Raw genomic sequence first — 20,217 nt, 5'->3', positions numbered from 1 at the left:
TTACCTTTGTAAGTCGGAATAAAAAAAGCTCCAATGGACAACAGAAACAGTAAAAGAAGAGAAGCGCTATTATACCATGCCAAACCAAAACCGGGAAAAATCCAGGTGGTGCCAACAAAAAAATATGCCACTCAAAGGGATTTGTCACTGGCGTATTCTCCGGGAGTTGCAGAGCCTTGCCTCGAAATCGCAAAAGACGTCAACAACGTTTATAAATATACGGCCAAAGGAAATTTAGTAGCTGTAATTACCAACGGAACAGCGGTTTTAGGACTTGGTGACATTGGCCCGGAAGCTTCAAAACCAGTCATGGAAGGCAAAGGTTTGTTGTTTAAAATCTTTGCAGATATTGACGTTTTCGACATTGAAATTGGAACCAAAGATGTCGAAGCATTCATCCAGACCGTAAAAAATATTGCACCCACTTTCGGCGGAATCAACCTTGAAGACATCAAAGCGCCCGAATCTTTTGAGATCGAAAGGCGTTTGGTCGAAGAACTGAATATTCCGGTCATGCACGACGACCAGCACGGAACGGCGATCATTTCGTCAGCAGCGTTGCTGAACGCGCTCGAATTGGCAGACAAAAAGATTGATGAAGTTAAAATTGTGGTTTCAGGTGCCGGATCTGCGGCTTTGGCCTGTGCCAATTTGTATATTTTATTGGGCGTAAAAGCCGCAAATATTATCATGTTCGACAAAGACGGCGTACTTTCAAACGACCGTTCTGATTTGTCGGAGCTGCAAAAACGATATTCAAAAGACGTGAGCCGAAACCTGAATTTAGGAGAAGCGCTGGTCAATGCCGATGTTTTCCTCGGACTTTCTGCTGGAAATATCATGACATCTGAAATGCTTTTAGGCATGGCACACGATCCGATTGTTTTTGCAATGGCGAATCCAATCCCGGAAATTGATTACGACCTTGCAATTGCAACGAGAAAAGATATTATCATGGCCACCGGGCGTTCCGATCATCCAAACCAGGTGAACAACGTTCTCGGTTTTCCGTACATTTTCCGCGGTGCGCTTGACGTGCGTGCGACGAAAATCAACGAGGAAATGAAGATGGCGGCGGTAAAAGCGCTTGCAGCTTTAGCCAAGGAATCGGTGCCGGAACAGGTCAATATCGCTTACGGAGAAACGAAACTGATTTTTGGGCGTGAATACATCATTCCGAAACCATTCGATCCACGCTTGATCACCATGGTTGCGCCTGCAGTCGCAAAAGCAGCAATGGAATCTGGAGTCGCGTTGCATCCAATCCATGATTGGGAAAAATATGAAGAAGACCTGCTCGAAAGATTAGGATCAGACAATAAAATGGTGCGTTTGCTTACAAACCGTGCCAAAACCGAACCGAAACGCGTAGTTTTTGCTGAAGCAGACCATTTGGATGTACTAAAAGCCGCGCAAATCGTCATGGAAGAAGGCATTGGTTTGCCCATTTTACTCGGAAATCGCGAAGTCATTCTTGAGCTTAAAGAAGAATTAGGCTTTGATGTTGACGTGCCGATTTACGATCCGAAAACAAAAGAAGAAGACGAAAGAAGGCTGCGTTATGCAGAGATTTTCTGGAAATCAAGACAACGACGCGGCATTTCACTATTGGATTCCCAAAAATGGATGCGCGAACGCAATTATTTTGCCGCGATGATGGTCAATGAAGGCGAAGCAGATGCTTTGGTGACAGGCTATTCGAGAAGTTATCCGTCGGTGGTCAAGCCGATGATGCAGCTAATCGGAAAAGCGCCAGGCATTTCGATTATCGCGACTACGAATATGATGATGACGAACCGTGGCCCGATGTTTTTATCGGATACCGCGATCAATCCAAGCCCAACTGCCGATGATCTTGCGAAAATTGCGCTGATGACGGCGAAAACGGTTCGCATGTTTGGGATGGAACCGGTGATTGCGATGGTTTCGTTTTCGAATTTTGGATCTTCGGCTGATCCGAATGCTACGAAAGTGCGGGAATCTGTGGCTTATCTGCACAAATATTACCCGGATTTAATAGTCGATGGTGAAATCCAGGCTGATTTTGCATTAAATGCCGACATGCTGAAAGCAAAATTCCCGTTTTCAAAACTCGCAGGAAAGAAAGTCAACACGCTGATTTTTCCAAACCTCGAATCGGCAAACATTACTTATAAATTGCTCAAAGAGCTGTACAGCGCAGATTCTATTGGCCCAATTATGCTTGGAATGGAAAAACCCGTACACATATTCCAGCTAGGGGCAAGCGTTGAAGAAATGGTGAACATGGCAGCTGTAGCAGTCGTTGACGCCCAGGAAAAGCACAAACGCCTTAAAAATCTAGACATTAATTTCTAACCAAATCCGTAAGAATCATCCCAATTAAAGTTTTTTGCTATATTTGGGATTACTTTAACAAAGCAATGATAGCACATTTACAGGGCAAACTAATCGAAAAAACACCTACAGAAGTGGTCATTGACTGCGGTGGCGTAGGGTATCATGTTAACATTTCATTGCATACTTATTCGTTGCTTCCACAAAGTGAAAACATCCGGCTTTTTACGTATTTGCAAATCAAAGAAGATGCGCATACATTGTTTGGTTTTGTCGAAAAATCGGAACGTGAAATATTCAAGATGTTGCTATCTGTTTCCGGAATTGGCGCCGGAATAGCGCGTACGATGCTGTCTTCATTAGACCCAAAACAAATCATACAGGCGCTCGCAGTTGGCGACCTTGCGACCATACAATCCATTAAAGGAATCGGAACCAAAACCGCACAGCGCGCCATCCTCGATTTAAAGGATAAAGTGTTAAAAGTGTACGATCTCGACGAAGTTTCAATGTCACAAAGCAATACAAATAAAGATGAAGCGTTATCTGCTTTGGAAGTGCTGGGCTTTAACAAAAAATTAGCAGAAAAGGCAGTTGAAAAAATTGCCAGGGAAACGCCCGATGCGACTGTAGAATCAATTATCAAACAGGCTTTAAAAAATTTATAATAGTTGGAAACATTTTACTCAAAAAAAATCGGTTCTATCTTGAAAATCAGTGTGCAATCACTGTTTTTGCTATTTAGCATCGGCCTTCAGGCACAAGTAAATGAAACAGATGAGGAAGTGCCTGATTCTGTAAAAACAGGATACGCAGTTGGCTCGCTGCAAATGAACAATCCGCCAAGCATCCTTGAAGCTTATACATATGATCCGGTGACCGACCGTTATGTGTATACGAATTCCGTGGACGGATTCAATATCAATTACCCGATTATCCTGACACCAAAAGAATACGACCAACTCGTTCAGCGTGAGGCCATGCGCAATTACTTCAAAAAGAAATCGGATGCGATCGACGGCAAAAAAACCGGAGCCGAAGAAGCCAAAAAAGATTTATTGCCGCGTTATTATGTGAATTCAGGGTTTTTTGAATCGATTTTCGGAAGCAATACCATTGATGTAAAACCAACGGGTTCGGTCGAAATTGACCTCGGAATGCGCTATACGAAGCAGGACAATCCGGCATTTTCGCCACGAAACCGCACCAGCACGACATTCGATTTTGACCAAAGAATCAGCATGAGCCTTCAGGGAAAAGTAGGAACAAGACTGTCGGTCAATGCAAATTACGACACCGAATCGACGTTTGCTTTTCAGAATTTAATTAAATTAGAATATACGCCAACCGAAGACGACATCATCCAGAAAATTGAAGTCGGAAACGTGAGCCTGCCCTTAAACAGTTCCTTGATCCGCGGGGCGCAAAGCCTTTTCGGGGTCAAAGCGCAATTGCAGTTTGGAAAAACAACGGTAACGGGAATTTTCTCCGAACAAAAATCACAAACCAAAACCGTAACGGCTGAAGGAGGTGCGACCATTCAGGATTTCGACATGTTTGCACTTGATTACGATGCCGACCGCCACTTTTTCCTGTCGCAATATTTCCGTGACAAATACGATACCTCGCTGGCGCGTTATCCGTTCATCAACAGCAGGGTTCAGATCACGAGGATGGAAGTCTGGATCACCAACCGCCAGAACCGCATTAGTACGACCAACAACAATTTGCGTAATATCATTGCCTTGCAGGATTTAGGTGAAGCACAGTTATCAGATGTGCCAATCAATAAAACCGTTATCCTGACCCCGGCGGCAATCGCGAACAACTTCTTTTTGACGACGCCAACAGACGCGCCGGTTGACAATAAAAACAACAAATACGACCCGGCGAGGATCACAACAGGAACCGGTTATTTGAAGCCGCAGATCCGTGAAATTTCTACTGCAAACGTTTCTTCGGGCGGATTTGATCCGATTACAGCAGCCCAGGAAGGACAGGATTATTCCAAATTGGAAAATGCCAGAAAATTAAATACGAATGAATATACGTTTAACCCGCAGTTGGGTTACATTTCGTTGCAGCAAAAACTGGCCAATGATGAAATTTTAGCCGTCGCGTACCAATATACGATCGGTGACCAGGTGTATCAGGTAGGTGAATTTGGAAATGACGGTGTAGATGCGACCCAGGCAGGGGCAACAAATCCTGAAACCGGCCAGCCCGAAAGCATCACAACCCAAACACTTGTTTTAAAATTGCTGAAAAGCAACCTGACCAATGTTGATGCACCAATCTGGAACATTATGATGAAGAATATCTACCAGATTCCGGGTGCTTATCAGTTGGAACAGGAAGATTTCAGGTTTAATATTTTGTATTCAGATCCGTCTCCGCTGAATTACATCAGTCCGGTTCCGGGAACGCAATTTCCCGATCAGGTTCCAGGAAATAATGTTGGATTGGAAAACAGGGTATCGGAAACACCGTTGCTAAAAGTGTTCAATGTCGATAAACTTAACTACAACAATGACCCGCAAACCGGCGGTGATGGTTTCTTTGATTTCCTTCCGGGACTGACTGTCGATACGCAAAACGGACGCTTGATCTTTACGAATGTAGAGCCTTTCGGAAAAGTGATTTTCGAAAAATTAAGGCTGAGCCCGCTGGAAGATTATTCAGGTACGGATGCCTTGTACAATGCAAACCAGCGGAAATATGTTTTCCAGAGTTTGTACCGAAAAACGCAGGCGCAGGCTTTGCAGGATAGTGAGAAAAACAAATACCAGTTAAGGGGTAAATTCAAATCTTCAGGCGGCGACGGAATTCCGATTGGCGCTTTCAACGTTCCAAAAGGTTCAGTAGTGGTAACGGCAGGCGGACGCGTTTTGGTGGAAGGTGTTGATTACAGCGTGAATTATCAGGCTGGCCGTGTACAGATTTTGGATCCGGCATTGCAGGCTTCAAACACACCAATTGAAGTTTCTGTTGAAAACAACTCGACTTTCGGGCAGCAAACCAGGAGATTTATGGGGATTAACATCGAACATAAATTCTCTGAAAATTTCCTTATTGGAGCTACGTTCTTAAAAATGACCGAAAGGCCGTTTACACAGAAATCGAGCTACGGGCAGGAATCGGTAAACAACTCGATTTATGGTTTCAATACCAATTTTTCTACAGAAGTGCCTTTCTTAACCCGAATGGTCAACAAACTTCCAAATATTGATACCGATGTGCCTTCCAATTTCTCTTTCAGGGGAGAAGTGGCGTTCCTAAAGCCAGATACCCCAAAAACAGACCAGTTTGACGGCGAGTCTACCTTATATGTAGATGATTTTGAAGGATCGCAAACGACCATCGATTTAACGACGCCAACAGCCTGGACCATTTCTTCGACTCCATTAAAAAACGCGGCTGGTCCAAGTGCTTATCCTGATTTTGGCGGAAATGCAGGCGATTTATCTTATGGATACAAAAGGGCAAAAATGAGTTGGTACAGTATTGATCCGATATTTTATGCCCAAAGGCCATCCGGAATTTCGGTCGATGATCTGTCGTTAAACAAAACCAGAAGGATTTACAGCGAAGAGCTTTATCCGAACACAACCATTGCAGCAGGACAGCTTCAGGTGGTGAATACTTTGGATTTAACGTATTATCCAACAGAAAGAGGGCCATACAATTTCAATCCGGCAGCTGCTGCAACGGGAATTTTGCCTAATCCTGCGGATAATTTCGGTGGAATCATGAGGGCGCTGAATTCGACAAACTTTGAACAATCCAATGTAGAGTACATTCAGTTCTGGATGCTTGATCCATACATTGGAAGAGGTGTGACTACAGACGACATGAACAATCCGGGTAAAATCTATTTCAACTTGGGTTCGATTTCTGAAGACATCCTGAAAGACGGAAAGAAAATGTTTGAAAACGGCTTGCCGCAAACAAGCGACAACCAGGCGCAATTTACACCAACCATCTGGGGGAAAATCCCTTGGTCGCAATCCTTGGTTTACGCATTTGATACCAGCGAAGGCAACAGGCAGATCCAGGATGTTGGTCTCGACGGATTGTCAGATGCAGAAGAAGCGGCGAAATATCCAGCTTTTGCAGGGCTTCCAGATCCGGCAGGCGACAATTACCAGTATTTCATTAATGCAGAAACGACAGGCGGTGTTTTGGCACGTTATAAAAATTACAACGGATTGCAGGGAAATTCACCTGTAAATGTGACCGATAACAACAGGGGAAACACAACTTTGCCTGATGTGGAAGACATCAACCGTGACAATACGATGGATGAGCTCAACGCGTATTATGAATACCATATTGAAGTGGCTCCGGGCATGGATGTGGGCGTAACGCCTTATGTTACGAGTGTGTTGCCGACTATCGGTTCGACTCCGGGTGCGTCTGACGGGGAAACGACTCCGGCAAGATGGATCCAGTTTAAAATTCCGATTTCACAGTTTGAAGATAAAGTAGGTGCGATTTCAGATTTTACATCGATCCGTTTTATGAGGATGTTCATGACCGGTTTTAGCAAAGAAATCACCGTGCGCTTCGGTGCATTGGATCTTGTAAGGGGCGAATGGAGAAGGTATACGAATACTTTAGATCCGAATGAAACTACGGCCGACAACAATCTTGATACGACAGATTTTGATGTACAGACCGTAAATATTGAAGAGAACAGTGAAAGGGTTCCGGTAAAATACGTTTCGCCTCCTGGCGTGGTGCGTGAGCAATTGTACAACAACAATACAGTGATTCCGCAAAATGAGCAGGCGCTTGCGCTCAGGATTGCGGGAACCGGACTCGAAGAAGGGCCGTTAGGCGGAGATTCAAGAGCGGTTTTCAAGAATGTGAGCGTCGACATGCGCCAGTTCAAAAAATTAAAAATGTTCATCCATGCCGAAGCGCTTCCAGAAGAAACGGTAAGCGGTACCGGTTTGAGAAACAACGAAATGGCAGCTTTCATCCGTTTTGGAAATGACTTTACAGAGAACTTTTACCAGATCGAAATTCCGCTTGAAGTTACTCCGGAAGGCGCATCCATCCCGGAAATCGTTTGGCCTGAAGCCAATAATATCGATGTGCCGTTGGCCTTGCTGACACAACTTAAAATCTTATCACAAAAGCACGATTTCGCACCACAGGAAATATTTTTCATGGGCGAAAATGAACTTGACAATTCAAGGCCGAATAAACTCAGGATCGGAATCAGGGGTAATCCTAATTTCGGGCTTGTGCGTACGCTGATGATCGGTATGAAAAACAATACGGTCAACGGCATTTATCCTGACGGAGTTGTTCCGCCGCCGCGTGCCGTAAAAGGGGAAGTCTGGTTCAATGAGCTTCGAATTGCAGACATGGACAACAAAGGCGGTATGGCTGCAGTGGTGAATATCGACGGTAATATTGCCGATTTCGCGACGATTTCTGCAACCGGAAAAATGAGTACGGTCGGTTTTGGAACACTTGAGCAAGGCCCGAATGAAAGAAGCAGGGAAGATTTGCAGCAGTACAACATCGTTACAAACCTGAACCTTGGCAAACTGGCTCCTAAGAAATGGGGTGTTACGCTTCCGTTTAATTATGCGATCGGGGAAGAGACGATTACGCCGGAATATGATCCGTTCAACCAGGATATCAAACTCGATCAGTTGCTTGATGTTACTGAAGATGCCGCTGAAAGAAAAAACATCAAAGACCGGGCGATCGATTATACAAAACGCCAAAGCATCAACTTTATCGGAGTAAGAAAAGAAAGGGCGCCAGATCAGAAACAACACATTTATGATCCGGAAAATCTTACGTTCTCACATTCATACAATGAAGTGAACCGCCATAATTTTGAAATTGAAAGTTTTCGCGACCAACAGGTCAACACAACTGTAGATTATGCGTTTACCTTTCAGCCAAAACCGTTGGAACCGTTGAAGAAATACAAATTCATGAAGAAAAGCGACTACTGGAAGCTGCTGAGTGATTTCAATTTCAATTACCTGCCGTCGAATATTTCATTCAGTACGAATATTATCAGGCAGTACAACAAACAAACCTTCCGTCAGGTTGATGTTGAAGGTGTGCCGTTAGATGCTTTGTACAGGAGAAATTTCCTTTTCAACTACCAATACGGATTCAATTACAATCTGACCAAGGCGCTTAAGATCAATTACACGGCGACTTCGAGCAACATCATCCGGAATTATCTGAATGAAAATAATGAGCCCGACAATACGATCGGAATCTGGGACGATTACTTTAACATCGGTGACCCGAACCAGCACACGCAGCAATTTGTATTGAATTACGATTTGCCGATCAATAAAATTCCGGTATTTAGTTTCATCAAATCGACTTATTCTTACACCGGGGATTACAGCTGGCAAAGGGCTTCGATGGCGCTTTCGCAAATCCCGATTGATGGCGTAGTATATGATTTAGGGAATACGATCCAGAATGCGGCTTCGCATAAACTGAATACGACCCTAAACATGGATGCGTTTTATAAATACGTCGGGTTAACCAAAAAAACCAAAAAAGCGCCTGCAAAACCTGTTGTGGCACCTAAGCCTGGTGAGAAAATCACGAATACGGCTGTTGAGCCAACAAACAACGGGAATATATTTGTAAACGGTTTGCTTGGCATATTAACCAGTGTGAAAAACATCCAGGTAAATTATACACAGAACGACGGAACCGTACTTCCAGGTTTCACTCAAGGCCTTGGTTTCTTTGGAAGTTCTAAACCAACATTAGGGTTTATTTTTGGATCCCAGGATGATGTGCGTTACGAAGCGGCACGCAGAGGCTGGCTGACGACCTATCAGGATTTCAACCAGAATTATACTGAAATCACGAGCAAAACACTGAATATGACGGCAAGCGTCGATTTGTTTCCTGATTTTAAAATCGATTTAAATGCCGATCGTACGTATGTCGATAATTATTCAGAGCAGTATGATGTGGATCCTGAAACGGGCCAATACAATTCAAGGTCGCCCTACAGTTTTGGTAACTTCTCGATCACAACGGTGATGCTAAAAACAGCATTTAAAACCAGCGATGAAATCAATTCTTCTGCTTTTGAGGATTTAAAAAACAACAGGATAATTATCGCAAACCGCCTTGCTGATTCGTTCTATGGTGCCGGAAACGTACCAAGATATGGTGATGCCGCAAACCCGATTCCAACCGATCCGCTCGATCCAAGATATGCGAACCGTGATATTTACATTGCAAATCAGGGCTACCCGATTGGTTTTGGAAAAAACAACCAGGCGGTGTTGCTGCCTTCTTTCCTTGCAGCTTATACCGGTGCTGTGAGTGGAAAAGCAGGAGACGATGCTTCGGGGATTTCGCTTAAAGCGTTCCGCGACATCCCGATTCCAAACTGGACGATAAAATACAACGGGTTGATGCGTTATAAATTCTTTAAAGACAAATTCAAGCGTTTTTCATTGCAAAACAGTTATAAAGCGTCGTATACGATCAATGCCTTCCGTTCGAATTTTGAATACGACAAAGGACAAGGCGGTTATGTGAATGATGCAATTTCGGGTGAACGCAAGCTTAATGTGGATGCTGGCGGTAATTTATACAACAAAACAATCATCTCGAATATTAACTTGGTAGAACAGTTTAATCCGTTGATGCGTGTGGATTTTGAGTTGAAAAACTCGATCAAATTCCTTGCTGAAATGAAAAAAGACCGCGCCATGTCGATGAGTTTTGACAACAACTTGCTGACAGAAGTAAAAGGTGTAGAGTATGTACTAGGACTTGGATACCGTATCAAGGACGTCATCATTTCGTCAAAAATGGCAGACAATCCGTCTGGTGTTATCAAAAGCGACATCAACCTCAAAGCCGATGTGTCTTACAGAAACAGCGAAACTATCGTTCGTTACCTTGATTACAACAACAACCAGCTGTCTGGCGGACAAAATTTATGGTCGGCGAAATTAACGGCAGATTATTCGTTCAGTAAAAACCTGACGGCGATTTTCTATTACGATCATTCGTTCTCGAAAGCGGTGATTTCTACATCATTCCCAATCACGAACATTCGTGCCGGATTTACGCTGAGGTATAACTTTGGAAATTAAAACAAAAAACATTTTAAAATCATCCTGCGAAACTTTACTTTTGCCGGGTCTGATTCAAAAAACAACAACCTAAAAAACAACAACAAATGAACATTCCTGCAAATTTAAAATATACGAAAGACCACGAATGGGTACTGCTCGAAGGCGATGTAGCGACTATTGGTATTACCGATTTTGCTCAGAAAGAACTGGGTGACATTGTATATGTAGAAGTAGAATCCTTAGACCAAACCCTTGAAAAAGACGCCGTTTTCGGAACAGTTGAAGCCGTAAAAACAGTTTCAGATTTGTTTCTTCCACTGGCTGGCGAAATTATCGAATTCAACGATGCGCTCGAAAGCGATCCTGAAACGGTAAATTCTGACCCTTATGGAAAAGGATGGATGGTTAAAGTGAAAGTAAGCGACACCGCCGATTTCGAAACATTACTTTCAAGTGAAGATTATAAAAAACTCATTGGCGCGTAAGAAAATTTACGGGCTGCTTGCCATTATCTGGACATTATTTATTTTAGTAATGTGCCTGGTCAGTTTCACGGAACTGCCAAGTGTTGGCGTTTCAAGCGCCGATAAATATGTTCATGCAAGTTTTCATTTTGTATTTACGATTCTTTGGTTTTTGACATTGGATAAAAGCGGCTATTCAAGGAAGATACTGACCAGGGTTTTTTTAAGTTCAGTCGTTTTCGGAATCGCAATTGAAATCATGCAAGGGCTTTTTACCAAAACCAGGCAGGCCGATATTTACGATGTTTTTGCAAATATCGCCGGTGCATTAATGGCGGTTTTGCTGTTGTATTACAGCGCCCATGTCGTTAAAATGAAAGCTGACAATTAAAAGTGTACAAATATGTCCCACTTCGGTGGGATTTTTTTATTTTTATCGCATGGATATCAAACAATATTTAGATTCGACTTATCTGAAAACTGCAGAACAGGCCGGAATCAGCGAAAGCGAAAATGCAGCTGTGGCCGAAAAGTTTATCAAAGAAGCCATCGACGAACATTTTAAGTTGATCATGATCAGGCCCGAATTTGTTTCAGTAGCCAAAGAAATGATCGGGTCGGCAAAATCCAAACTGACCATCGGTACCGTAATTGATTTTCCTGAAGGCAGTTCGTCAATTCATAAAAAACTCGAAGAAGCACAAAAGGCAATTGCCGACGGTGCCGACGATCTTGATTTTGTATGCAATTATAAAGCGTTCATCAACGGAGATATTTCTACAGTCAAAGAAGAAATATTACTCGGGACAAAGCTTGGGCTCGAACACCATAAAATCGTCAAATGGATCATCGAGGTTGCGGCTTTAAATGCTTTGCAGATCGTTCAGCTTTCCACGCTGATCAAAAATATGGTGATGTCAAATTTTAAAGAAGAAGCGTATGTCAATGTTTTCGTAAAATCTTCAACCGGATTTTATAAAACAAAAAACAATCTTCCAAATGGTGCCACACCTGAAACGGTTGTCCTGATGCTCGAAAACGCATCGCCATTATCGATCAAAGCCGCTGGCGGCGTGCGCACGTATGAAGAAGCCGCTGAAATGATCCGGTTGGGCGTCAGGCGAATCGGCACTTCATCCGCGAAAGCGATTGCCAGCGGAGCTGTTGCTTCTGGCGGATATTAATTCACTCGTTAAAAATATATGAAAAAGCACTTTTTATTTTTGTTCTTGATTGCTGTGTCATTTGCGGCCAAAGCACAGGTTTTCAACAATGCGCTGGAGAAATTCCCGGTATTCCCGGATTGTGAAAGCCAGAACGGCGATGCGCTTGCAGATTGTTTCTACAACCATGTGCAGGATTTGGTTTTCAATACTTTTAAAGTGCCAGAAAAGCTGCAGCAAAATGGTTTTAAAGGCAATGTCTCTGTTTTATTCGAGGTCGATGATAAAGGGAATTTTAAAACTTTGTATGCAGATGCTTCCGAGCAGGAATTGATTGCAGAAGCGAAAAGGGTTTTTGCTCAGTTTCCTAAAATAGCGCCGCCCACTTACAACGGCACGCCTACTTATTCGAAATACACGATTAAAATTGCAATCCCGTTAAAAAGTGCCGCCGATCTTGTTGCGGAAAAAGCACAGGAAGCCGAAACTTTAAAAGCCGCACAAGCAAAAAATTATGCGAAAGAAGACAAGAAAAAATTAATTAAAGACAGGAGCAAAGAACTCGCGGAATATGATAGCATTGTCTATCACAAATTCAACGAGCCAAAATTCGACAGCCACCTGAACATTCCGTTTTCACACAGTTTGTACGCGCAGTTTGATGATGCGATGAACCAGGTTGGAGCCAACAACCACACGGCTTCGAAACCTTATACTTACGCTGAAGTTTCGAAATATTACGATTTGCGCAAAGCGAATGAAAATCTGATGAAAGCTAAAACCAGCTGGTTCGGACGCAAATTATGGAACGAAAACCTTGTACAGATCCAGGGCGAAGGCTATTGGTTTACTATGAACCCAATCCTTGATCTACAAGTTGGAAAAGCCAGTGGCGAAAAATCACAAAACACGTACATCAATACTCGCGGATTGCAAATTCAAGGTGGATTGGGCGAACAGATCAATTTCACGACCACGATCTACGAAAGCCAGGGCCGTTTTGCCGATTACTACAACCGCTATTCAGAATCGATTGCGCCAGCAGGAGGAAATCCTGCGGTAATTCCGGGAATTGGAATTGCAAAAAGGTTCAAAACCGATGCTTTTGACATGCCGATGGCTGAAGCCAACATTACATACACGCCAAACAAAACCTTTGATTTGCAGTTGGGTTACGGAAGGAATTTCATTGGCGACGGTTACCGTTCGCTGCTTACGACCGATGGCGTGAGTCCGTATCCATATTTTAAGATCAATACCAATTTTTGGAAGATTAAATATACCAACACATATATGTTCCTGAAAGATGTGCGCGACGATGTCACTGATGAACGAGGTGTTTATGCGACAAAATACATGGCAAACCACTACTTGAGCTGGAACGCAACAAAAAGGCTGAACATCGGGCTTTTTGAATCGGTGGTTTGGGCAAATTTAAACAACCGCGGTTTCGATTTCAGTTTTGTGAACCCGATTATTTTTTACAGATCAGTCGAGTTTGCATCGTCTTCAAAAGCAGGAAACGCGCTTCTGGGGCTGACTGGAAAATATAAAGTCACCAACCAGTTCAATGCTTATGGGCAACTTTTAATTGACGAATTTTCATCAGATGATATTTTTGGAGGCGAAAAAAGCTGGAAAAATAAATTGGGCTATCAGGTTGGATTGAAATATTTCAATGCGTTCAATATTGATCATTTATTGCTTCAGGCAGAATACAACCGCGTGCGCCCTTATGTGTATTCGCACAGCGATCCGTTGACGAATTACGGACATACGAACCAAAGCCTCGGGCACCAATGGGGCGGAAATTTCAGTGAAGTCATTGCGATTGCACGTTACCACCAAGGCCGTTATTTTGCCGATGCCAAAGTGACTTTCGGAACGCGCGGCCTTGATTTCAATACCGCAACCGATTCGCTGAATTACGGCGGGAATATTTACCGCGATTATGACGAACAGCGTGCTCGCGAAAAAGGCGTGAAAATCGGCCAGGGAAATAAAACGACAATTTTCATTGCCGATATTCAGGCGGGCTATCTTGTAAATCCTTCGACAAACTTAAAAGTTTTTGCCGGGCTGATCTACAGGAATTTTGATCCAACGCAGAATACTTTGACGACTTTTAAGGAAAGTACGACGTGGTTTTCTTTCGGGGTAAGATCGGATATTTTTAACTGGTATTTTGATTATTAGAATTTAAACTAATCTAAATATGTACTAACGATGAAGAACCAGTTTACAAAAGTAATGGCAGACAAGACTAATGAGGAATTGATCGAAATCGTCACCGTCGATAAAAATAAGTACCAAGCCGAAGCACTGGAAGCAGCTATTGCAGAAATTTCTTTCCGGAATATCGACACCGTAAAAATGGAAGCGGTTGCTAAAAAATTCACCAAAGCTAAAGCAGAGTCAGACAGTTTAGAGGCGGTTTGGGCCAGTAGCGCAACGAGATTTGCGAATTGTGTGATTGATTCCGTGATATTCTTTTTCGTATTTTTCTTTTTCGTTAATATGATCACGTTTTTTCGCTTTAGCGGCTTAGGCAACGGAATTGTTTCCTGGACGCTTTTGTTTGGCTGGCCGTTTTTTTATTATGGCTTTATGGAATACCATTTCCAGAAAACATTTGCAAAAATGATGACCCGGACAACTGTTTTGATGACCGATGGAACAAAACCCTCTAAGAAAGATATTTTCATTCGAACCATTTGCAGGTTGATTCCTTTTGATAATTTTTCGTATTTGTTTGCAAAGAGCGGATTTCACGATAAATTTTCGAATACAATTGTAGTCAAAGACGCACGATAAAATTTGCTGTAACCTTTTTTAAAATCGCCTGCTTTTTTGTGACTGCTTTTTTGTGATTTACTGACTTTACCAGTATCTTTGCGCGAGTTTTAGAACCGCTAATGAAAACCGCATTGAACGCAACGGCAAACCCATTTTCCATCAAATCCGTTTTTACCGATTTTAAAGAAATCACCAAGGCCGGATTGGCGGTAAGCGTTTTGTTTTCGTCGATTGCGGGTTATTTGCTCGGTTTTGATGAAGCGCACCCTTTCTCATGGACGGTTTTATTGATGCTGACTGTTGGCGGCTATTGCATGGTTGGCGCATCAAATGCCTACAATCAGGTGATTGAAAAAGACCTTGACAAATTGATGGACCGCACGAAAAACAGGCCTGTGCCTTCGGGCAGAATGTCACCCAATATGGCGCTGTTCGTGGCGAGTTTGCTCACGATCATCGGATTAATCCTTTTATATCTGATCAATCCGAAAACAGCCATGTTTGGCGCGATTTCCATTTTTCTTTACACGAGTGTGTATACGCCGCTGAAAACGCTGACGCCTTTGTCGGTTTTTGTGGGCGCTTTTCCGGGTGCGATTCCGTTTATGCTGGGCTGGGTTGCTGCGACAGGCGATTTTGGCATTGAGGCCGGAACATTGTTTTTAATTCAGTTTTTTTGGCAGTTTCCACACTTTTGGGCGATTGGCTGGTTTTTATACGACGATTATGAAAAGGCCGGGTTTTTTATGCTGCCTTCGGGAAAAAAAGACAAATCGACCGCGTTGCAGGTGATTTTATATACCATTTGGCTGATTATCGCTTCTTTGCTGCCTGTTTTGGGTTATACGGGAAAACTGCACATTTCGATAGTTTCTGCCGGAATCGTATTTTTGCTCGGGCTTTGGATGTTGGTATATGCGGTTAAATTATACAAATTGAGAACGCCAAAAGCCGCACGTACGTTGATGTTGGTTAGTGTTTCATATATCAGCCTCTTACAGATCGTTTACATTATAGATAAATTTTTAAGATAAAAAAACATGAGTATGACAATGACTTTGGAAGAACATAAAGCCAGAAGCGCGAGATCGGCAAAACTGATTCTGCTGTTTGCGATGGTGAGCATGACGATGATGTTTGCCGGACTCACGAGCGCCTTTGTCGTGAGCAAATCAAGAGCCGACTGGTTGAAGGATTTTCAGATGCCGAGCGCATTTTTTGCAAGCACTTTGGTAATTATCTGCTGCAGCATTACGTTTCATCTGGCAAAAAAATCGATACAAAAAGACAACAGAAGCGCGACTACTTCATTTCTTTTGGCTACTTTAGCGTTGGGAATTTTATTTGTGGTTTTACAATTTGTTGGTTTTGGCCAGATCGTCGAAAGTGGCTATTATTTCACCGGCAGCGAAAGCACGATTACGACCACTTTCCTTTACGTGGTAACGGTTACGCACCTGGCGCACCTTACCGGAGGATTGATTTCGCTTTTAATTATAATTTATAATCATTTTAAACAAAAATACAATTCATCTCAAACCCTTGGAATAGAGCTAGGTGCCATGTATTGGCATTTTCTCGATGTATTGTGGGTGTATTTGTTTTTATTTTTATATTTCTTTAAATAAGAAAAAAACGTAAATTTGGGAACTTTTTAACGAATAACTTTTATGGGAGCGACAGTTACAACTGCAAACACTGGAGAAAAAACCTGGGGCGGCGGAAACGAGCCATTAGGGGCGAGTTATGGAAAACTGATGATGTGGTTTTTCATCGTATCGGATGCACTGACCTTTTCAGGATTCCTTGCGGCTTACGGATTTTCTAGATTCAAATTTATTGAAACCTGGCCGTTGCCGGATGAAGTATTTACCCACTTTCCATTTATGCACGGTGTTGAAGCGCCAATGTATTATGTGGCATTAATGACTTTCATCCTGATTTTCTCTTCTGTAACTATGGTTTTGGCGGTTGATGCCGGACACCATTTGAACAAAGCAAAAGTCGCTTTCTACATGTTCTTAACGATTATTGGAGGTTTGATCTTCGTAGGCTCACAAGCCTGGGAATGGAAAAACTTTATCAAAGGGGAATATGGCGCAGTAGAAACCAAAGGCGGAAGCTTGCTACAATTCGTTGATGCGACGACTGGAAAAAGAGTAAAATTGGAAGATTTTGCTGCCAAACTTCCGGAAGAAAGAACACAATTGACACGCAGCCAAGGAAAATGGTTCATGGAAGAAAGTTCGCTTCCAACCTATTCAGTTGCTGAAGTGCAGGAAGGTTTTAAAACGCATCCAAATGTTCGTGTTCGTATAGAGACTATTTATAAAGATGATGCTGCTGCGAAAAAAGATACTAAAGTAGACCACACTTTAAGCCACCACAAACATAAAACGGTTTTAACAAGGGAAGAATCTGCGTTGAGATTGGAAAATGCACATTTGGTTGTAGAAGGTGCAAACCTGACAAGAAACGAATACGGAAGCAAATTGTTTGCTGATTTCTTCTTCTTTATTACCGGTTTCCACGGTTTCCACGTATTTTCAGGAGTCATCATCAACATCATCATTTTCTTCAACGTAATCTTAGGAACGTACGAGAAAAGAAAAAGCTACGAAATGGTAGAGAAAGTTGGTTTGTACTGGCACTTTGTCGATCTGGTTTGGGTATTTGTATTTACATTCTTCTACTTGGTTTAATTTTCAAAAATTATTATTATGTCACACGATAAGCACGAACACGTATCAAATCTTGGAAGAATCTGGAAGGTTTTCGCAATCCTTTCAGTCATTACGACCTTTGAAGTAGCGATGGGTATTGTGAAGCCGGACGTTCTTCACATGAACAATTTCCTGAGCATGAATTTGCTGAACTGGCTTTTCATTATTCTTACTTTGGTTAAAGCATATTACATCGTTTGGGCGTTCATGCACATGGAAGGCGAAAAAGCAAGCCTGCGCTGGACGGTTGTTGCTCCGATTATTTTCCTGGTTTTGTATTTACTCTTCATCCTTTTGGTGGAAGCAGATTATATTTATGAGGTTTTTAAAAATGCCACGATAAAATGGAATTTTTAACAGCATATTAATTCACAAAAAAAGACGGTATTACACCGTCTTTTTTTATTTTTGTACCGCAATAATGCTTTCCTTCCAATGAAAAAAAATATCGTTCTTTTTGTGCTTTTCATTCTTCCAATTGGCGCGTATCTTTTTTTTGCAACCGGAGTCAACGGATTCACGCATTTGCCTATTGTTACCAAGAAAGTACCTGATTTCGGGGATTGGCATTCACTTAAAAACGAGAAAGTTTCCCTTGACGATAAAATTACAATTTTAGGCTTTGGCGGATTCGACCTGATGAAAAACCGCGGCAACCTTTTCAACCTTAACGAGAAAATTTACCAGCAATACCATACGTTTAACGATTTGCAATTTGTCATGATTTGTCCTGTTGGAAAAGAACAGGACGCGCAGAAAATTGTAGATGCCCTCGGAGCTACGACCGATATGAGCCAATGGCATTTCATCTTTGCCAAGCCCGAGGAAATTTCAAATTATTATTCCAAACTCAAACTCAGGGAAAACCTCAATAAAGACCTCGGAACCGAAAACGTCGTGATTATCGATAAGGAAAGGAACCTTCGCGGAAGAAATGGCAAAGAGGATTACAAAGATGCTTACAGTACGTTTCATCCTGCAGATCTGAGCAACCAAATGCTCGACGATTTCAAGATCGTATTATACGAATACCGCGCGGCACTCAAAAAGAACCACAACGCAACCAAACAGGAATTTAAAGACTAAAACATGCTTAAAAATAAATCATACATCGGAATTTCACTGGTCATTTTGATTTTCGGAATTTATGCCGTTCCGAAGATCATCGAACGCGTGAAAGGAAACGACATCGTCAAAGGCGATCGATTGGACAACATTTCAAACAATGGAAAATCCGACGCAAAATTGCTAACGATAAAGCCCGCTCCGAAATTCCAGCTGACCGACCAGAACAACAAAACGATCACAAACGCTGATTATGCCGGAAAGGTTTATGTATTGGAATTTTTCTTCACAACCTGCCCATCCATCTGCCCGAAGATGAACATGAACATGATCGACATCCAGAATAAATTCTTTGGAAACCCGAATTTTGGTCAGGTATCGATTACCATCAATCCGGAAAATGACACGCCAGCCGTTTTAAAATCCCACGCCGATTTATTGGGCGTAAAATCTTCAAACTGGCATTTTCTGACTGGCGACAAAGCCTACATTTATGATATTGCCAACAAAGGCTTCAACCAATATGCAGGCGAAAATGCTAAAGTAAACGGCGGATTTGAGCATTCAGGTTTATTTGCTTTAGTGGATAAAAAGGGAAACATCCGTTGCAGAAGAGATACATCAGGAAACCCGATTTTATATTACGACGGCATCGAAAAAGAAGGCGTAAAGGCCATTCAGCAGGACATCGCAATTTTACTCGAAGAATAATGGAACAGCAATCTGCAGAACATAAATACAATAAATGGATCGTTGCCATTTCGATCATTATTCCGGTTGCGGTTGCGGTTTTATTCAGCGTCAAGCTTAAGGATTTCGGAATCGAGGTAACGCCATTAAATTTTTTGCCTCCGATTTACGCCACGATCAACGGAATTACGGCTGTTGTTTTAATTGCCGGCGTAATCTCAATCAAAAACGGAAACCAAAAACGCCATCAACAATTGATGACAACCGCTATTGCATTGTCGCTTTCTTTTCTCGTCATGTACATTGCATATCACATGACCGCAGTTTCGGCTGTTTTCGGAGATGCGAACCATGACGGATTATTGGATTTGAACGAAAAAGCAACCGTAGGCTGGACGCGCGGATTGTACCTTTTCATTTTACTGACACACATCGTGCTTTCGATAATTATTGTTCCTTTGGTATTGGTTACTTACGTCCGGGCATTGGCACAGCGGTTTGACAGGCACAGGAAAATTGCAAGGATTACGTTTCCGATCTGGTTGTATGTCGCTGTTACGGGAGTTGTGGTTTATTTAATGATTGCTCCTTATTATGTTTAAGTCGAAAGTCGAAAGTCAAAAGTCGAAAGTCAGAATGCTGCTTGTTAAATTTATTGCGGTAAGTTTTGTGATTTTGGCTCCCTGTTTATTTTCTCCAAAAGCAAATGCTCAATGTGCGATGTGCCGCGCGGCGCTCGAAACCGAAGGCAATAAATCCAAAGGCGAAGCGGTTAATGACGGCATCGTTTATCTGATGCTGATTCCGTATGTTTTAGTCGGCGGCATCGGTTATGCGGTGTATCGGATGAACAAAAAGAAAAAATAAAAACTTCATTATATTACCTGGTAAATTTAAATTT

Annotated in this window: 16 protein-coding genes; all 16 read left to right on the top strand. The window is 42.4% G+C overall.

Features of this window, described 5'->3' with window-relative positions; translation table 11 throughout:
* Nucleotides 1-33: 33 nt before the first annotated feature.
* Nucleotides 34-2,337: an NADP-dependent malic enzyme gene (locus BLS32_RS01505; protein WP_091391539.1), complete on the top strand. Its 2,304-nt coding sequence runs from the start codon at nucleotides 34-36 to the stop codon at nucleotides 2,335-2,337.
* A 65-nt stretch (nucleotides 2,338-2,402) separates the two neighbouring features.
* Nucleotides 2,403-2,984, top strand: a complete 582-nt coding sequence (gene ruvA, locus BLS32_RS01500) for a Holliday junction branch migration protein RuvA (RefSeq protein ID WP_091391538.1) — start codon at nucleotides 2,403-2,405, stop codon at nucleotides 2,982-2,984.
* Between the two features lie 36 nt (nucleotides 2,985-3,020).
* Entirely contained in the window at nucleotides 3,021-10,433 is a 7,413-nt protein-coding gene (sov, locus tag BLS32_RS01495; RefSeq protein WP_371860009.1) for a T9SS outer membrane translocon Sov/SprA, read from the top strand.
* An 86-nt stretch (nucleotides 10,434-10,519) separates the two neighbouring features.
* The gene (gcvH, locus tag BLS32_RS01490; protein WP_091391537.1) at nucleotides 10,520-10,900 is read left to right on the top strand and encodes a glycine cleavage system protein GcvH; all 381 of its coding nucleotides are present in this window, start codon (nucleotides 10,520-10,522) and stop codon (nucleotides 10,898-10,900) included.
* On the top strand, nucleotides 10,869-11,270 hold the full coding sequence (locus BLS32_RS01485; RefSeq protein WP_245699299.1) for a VanZ family protein: 402 nt from the start codon (nucleotides 10,869-10,871) through the stop codon (nucleotides 11,268-11,270). Before gcvH ends, BLS32_RS01485 begins: the two co-directional genes overlap by 32 nt.
* A gap of 49 nt (nucleotides 11,271-11,319) precedes the next feature.
* Nucleotides 11,320-12,063, top strand: a complete 744-nt coding sequence (gene deoC / locus BLS32_RS01480) for a deoxyribose-phosphate aldolase (protein ID WP_091391536.1) — start codon at nucleotides 11,320-11,322, stop codon at nucleotides 12,061-12,063.
* 18 nt (nucleotides 12,064-12,081) lie between these two features.
* Nucleotides 12,082-14,238, top strand: a complete 2,157-nt coding sequence (locus tag BLS32_RS01475) for an energy transducer TonB (protein WP_091391535.1) — start codon at nucleotides 12,082-12,084, stop codon at nucleotides 14,236-14,238.
* 30 nt (nucleotides 14,239-14,268) lie between these two features.
* A complete protein-coding gene (locus tag BLS32_RS01470) occupies nucleotides 14,269-14,856 on the top strand; it encodes an RDD family protein (protein WP_091391534.1) in 588 nt (195 codons plus the stop codon).
* Between the two features lie 113 nt (nucleotides 14,857-14,969).
* On the top strand, nucleotides 14,970-15,872 hold the full coding sequence (cyoE, locus tag BLS32_RS01465; protein WP_174799809.1) for a heme o synthase: 903 nt from the start codon (nucleotides 14,970-14,972) through the stop codon (nucleotides 15,870-15,872).
* 6 nt (nucleotides 15,873-15,878) lie between these two features.
* A complete protein-coding gene (locus BLS32_RS01460; RefSeq protein ID WP_091391532.1) occupies nucleotides 15,879-16,466 on the top strand; it encodes a cytochrome c oxidase subunit 3 in 588 nt (195 codons plus the stop codon).
* A 42-nt stretch (nucleotides 16,467-16,508) separates the two neighbouring features.
* Complete coding sequence (locus tag BLS32_RS01455) at nucleotides 16,509-17,540, top strand: cytochrome c oxidase subunit 3 (RefSeq protein WP_091391531.1); 1,032 nt, start codon at nucleotides 16,509-16,511, stop codon at nucleotides 17,538-17,540.
* Between the two features lie 18 nt (nucleotides 17,541-17,558).
* The gene (locus BLS32_RS01450) at nucleotides 17,559-17,918 is read left to right on the top strand and encodes a cytochrome C oxidase subunit IV family protein (protein WP_091391530.1); all 360 of its coding nucleotides are present in this window, start codon (nucleotides 17,559-17,561) and stop codon (nucleotides 17,916-17,918) included.
* 78 nt (nucleotides 17,919-17,996) lie between these two features.
* Nucleotides 17,997-18,647, top strand: coding sequence for a hypothetical protein (locus tag BLS32_RS01445; RefSeq protein ID WP_091391529.1), 651 nt, complete (start codon nucleotides 17,997-17,999; stop codon nucleotides 18,645-18,647).
* A 3-nt stretch (nucleotides 18,648-18,650) separates the two neighbouring features.
* The gene (locus BLS32_RS01440) at nucleotides 18,651-19,337 is read left to right on the top strand and encodes an SCO family protein (RefSeq protein WP_091391528.1); all 687 of its coding nucleotides are present in this window, start codon (nucleotides 18,651-18,653) and stop codon (nucleotides 19,335-19,337) included.
* Complete coding sequence (locus BLS32_RS01435; protein ID WP_091391527.1) at nucleotides 19,337-19,918, top strand: DUF420 domain-containing protein; 582 nt, start codon at nucleotides 19,337-19,339, stop codon at nucleotides 19,916-19,918. Before BLS32_RS01440 ends, BLS32_RS01435 begins: the two co-directional genes overlap by 1 nt.
* Nucleotides 19,911-20,183 (top strand): hypothetical protein, encoded by a 273-nt coding sequence (locus BLS32_RS01430; RefSeq protein WP_245699298.1) that lies wholly within the window; start codon nucleotides 19,911-19,913, stop codon nucleotides 20,181-20,183. The genes BLS32_RS01435 and BLS32_RS01430 overlap by 8 nt, the downstream gene beginning before the upstream one ends.
* Nucleotides 20,184-20,217 lie beyond the last annotated feature (34 nt).

This window comes from Flavobacterium noncentrifugens, from assembly GCF_900100375.1.
GTDB lineage: Bacteria > Bacteroidota > Bacteroidia > Flavobacteriales > Flavobacteriaceae > Flavobacterium > Flavobacterium noncentrifugens.
This window is presented reverse-complemented; position numbering and strand designations above follow the sequence as displayed.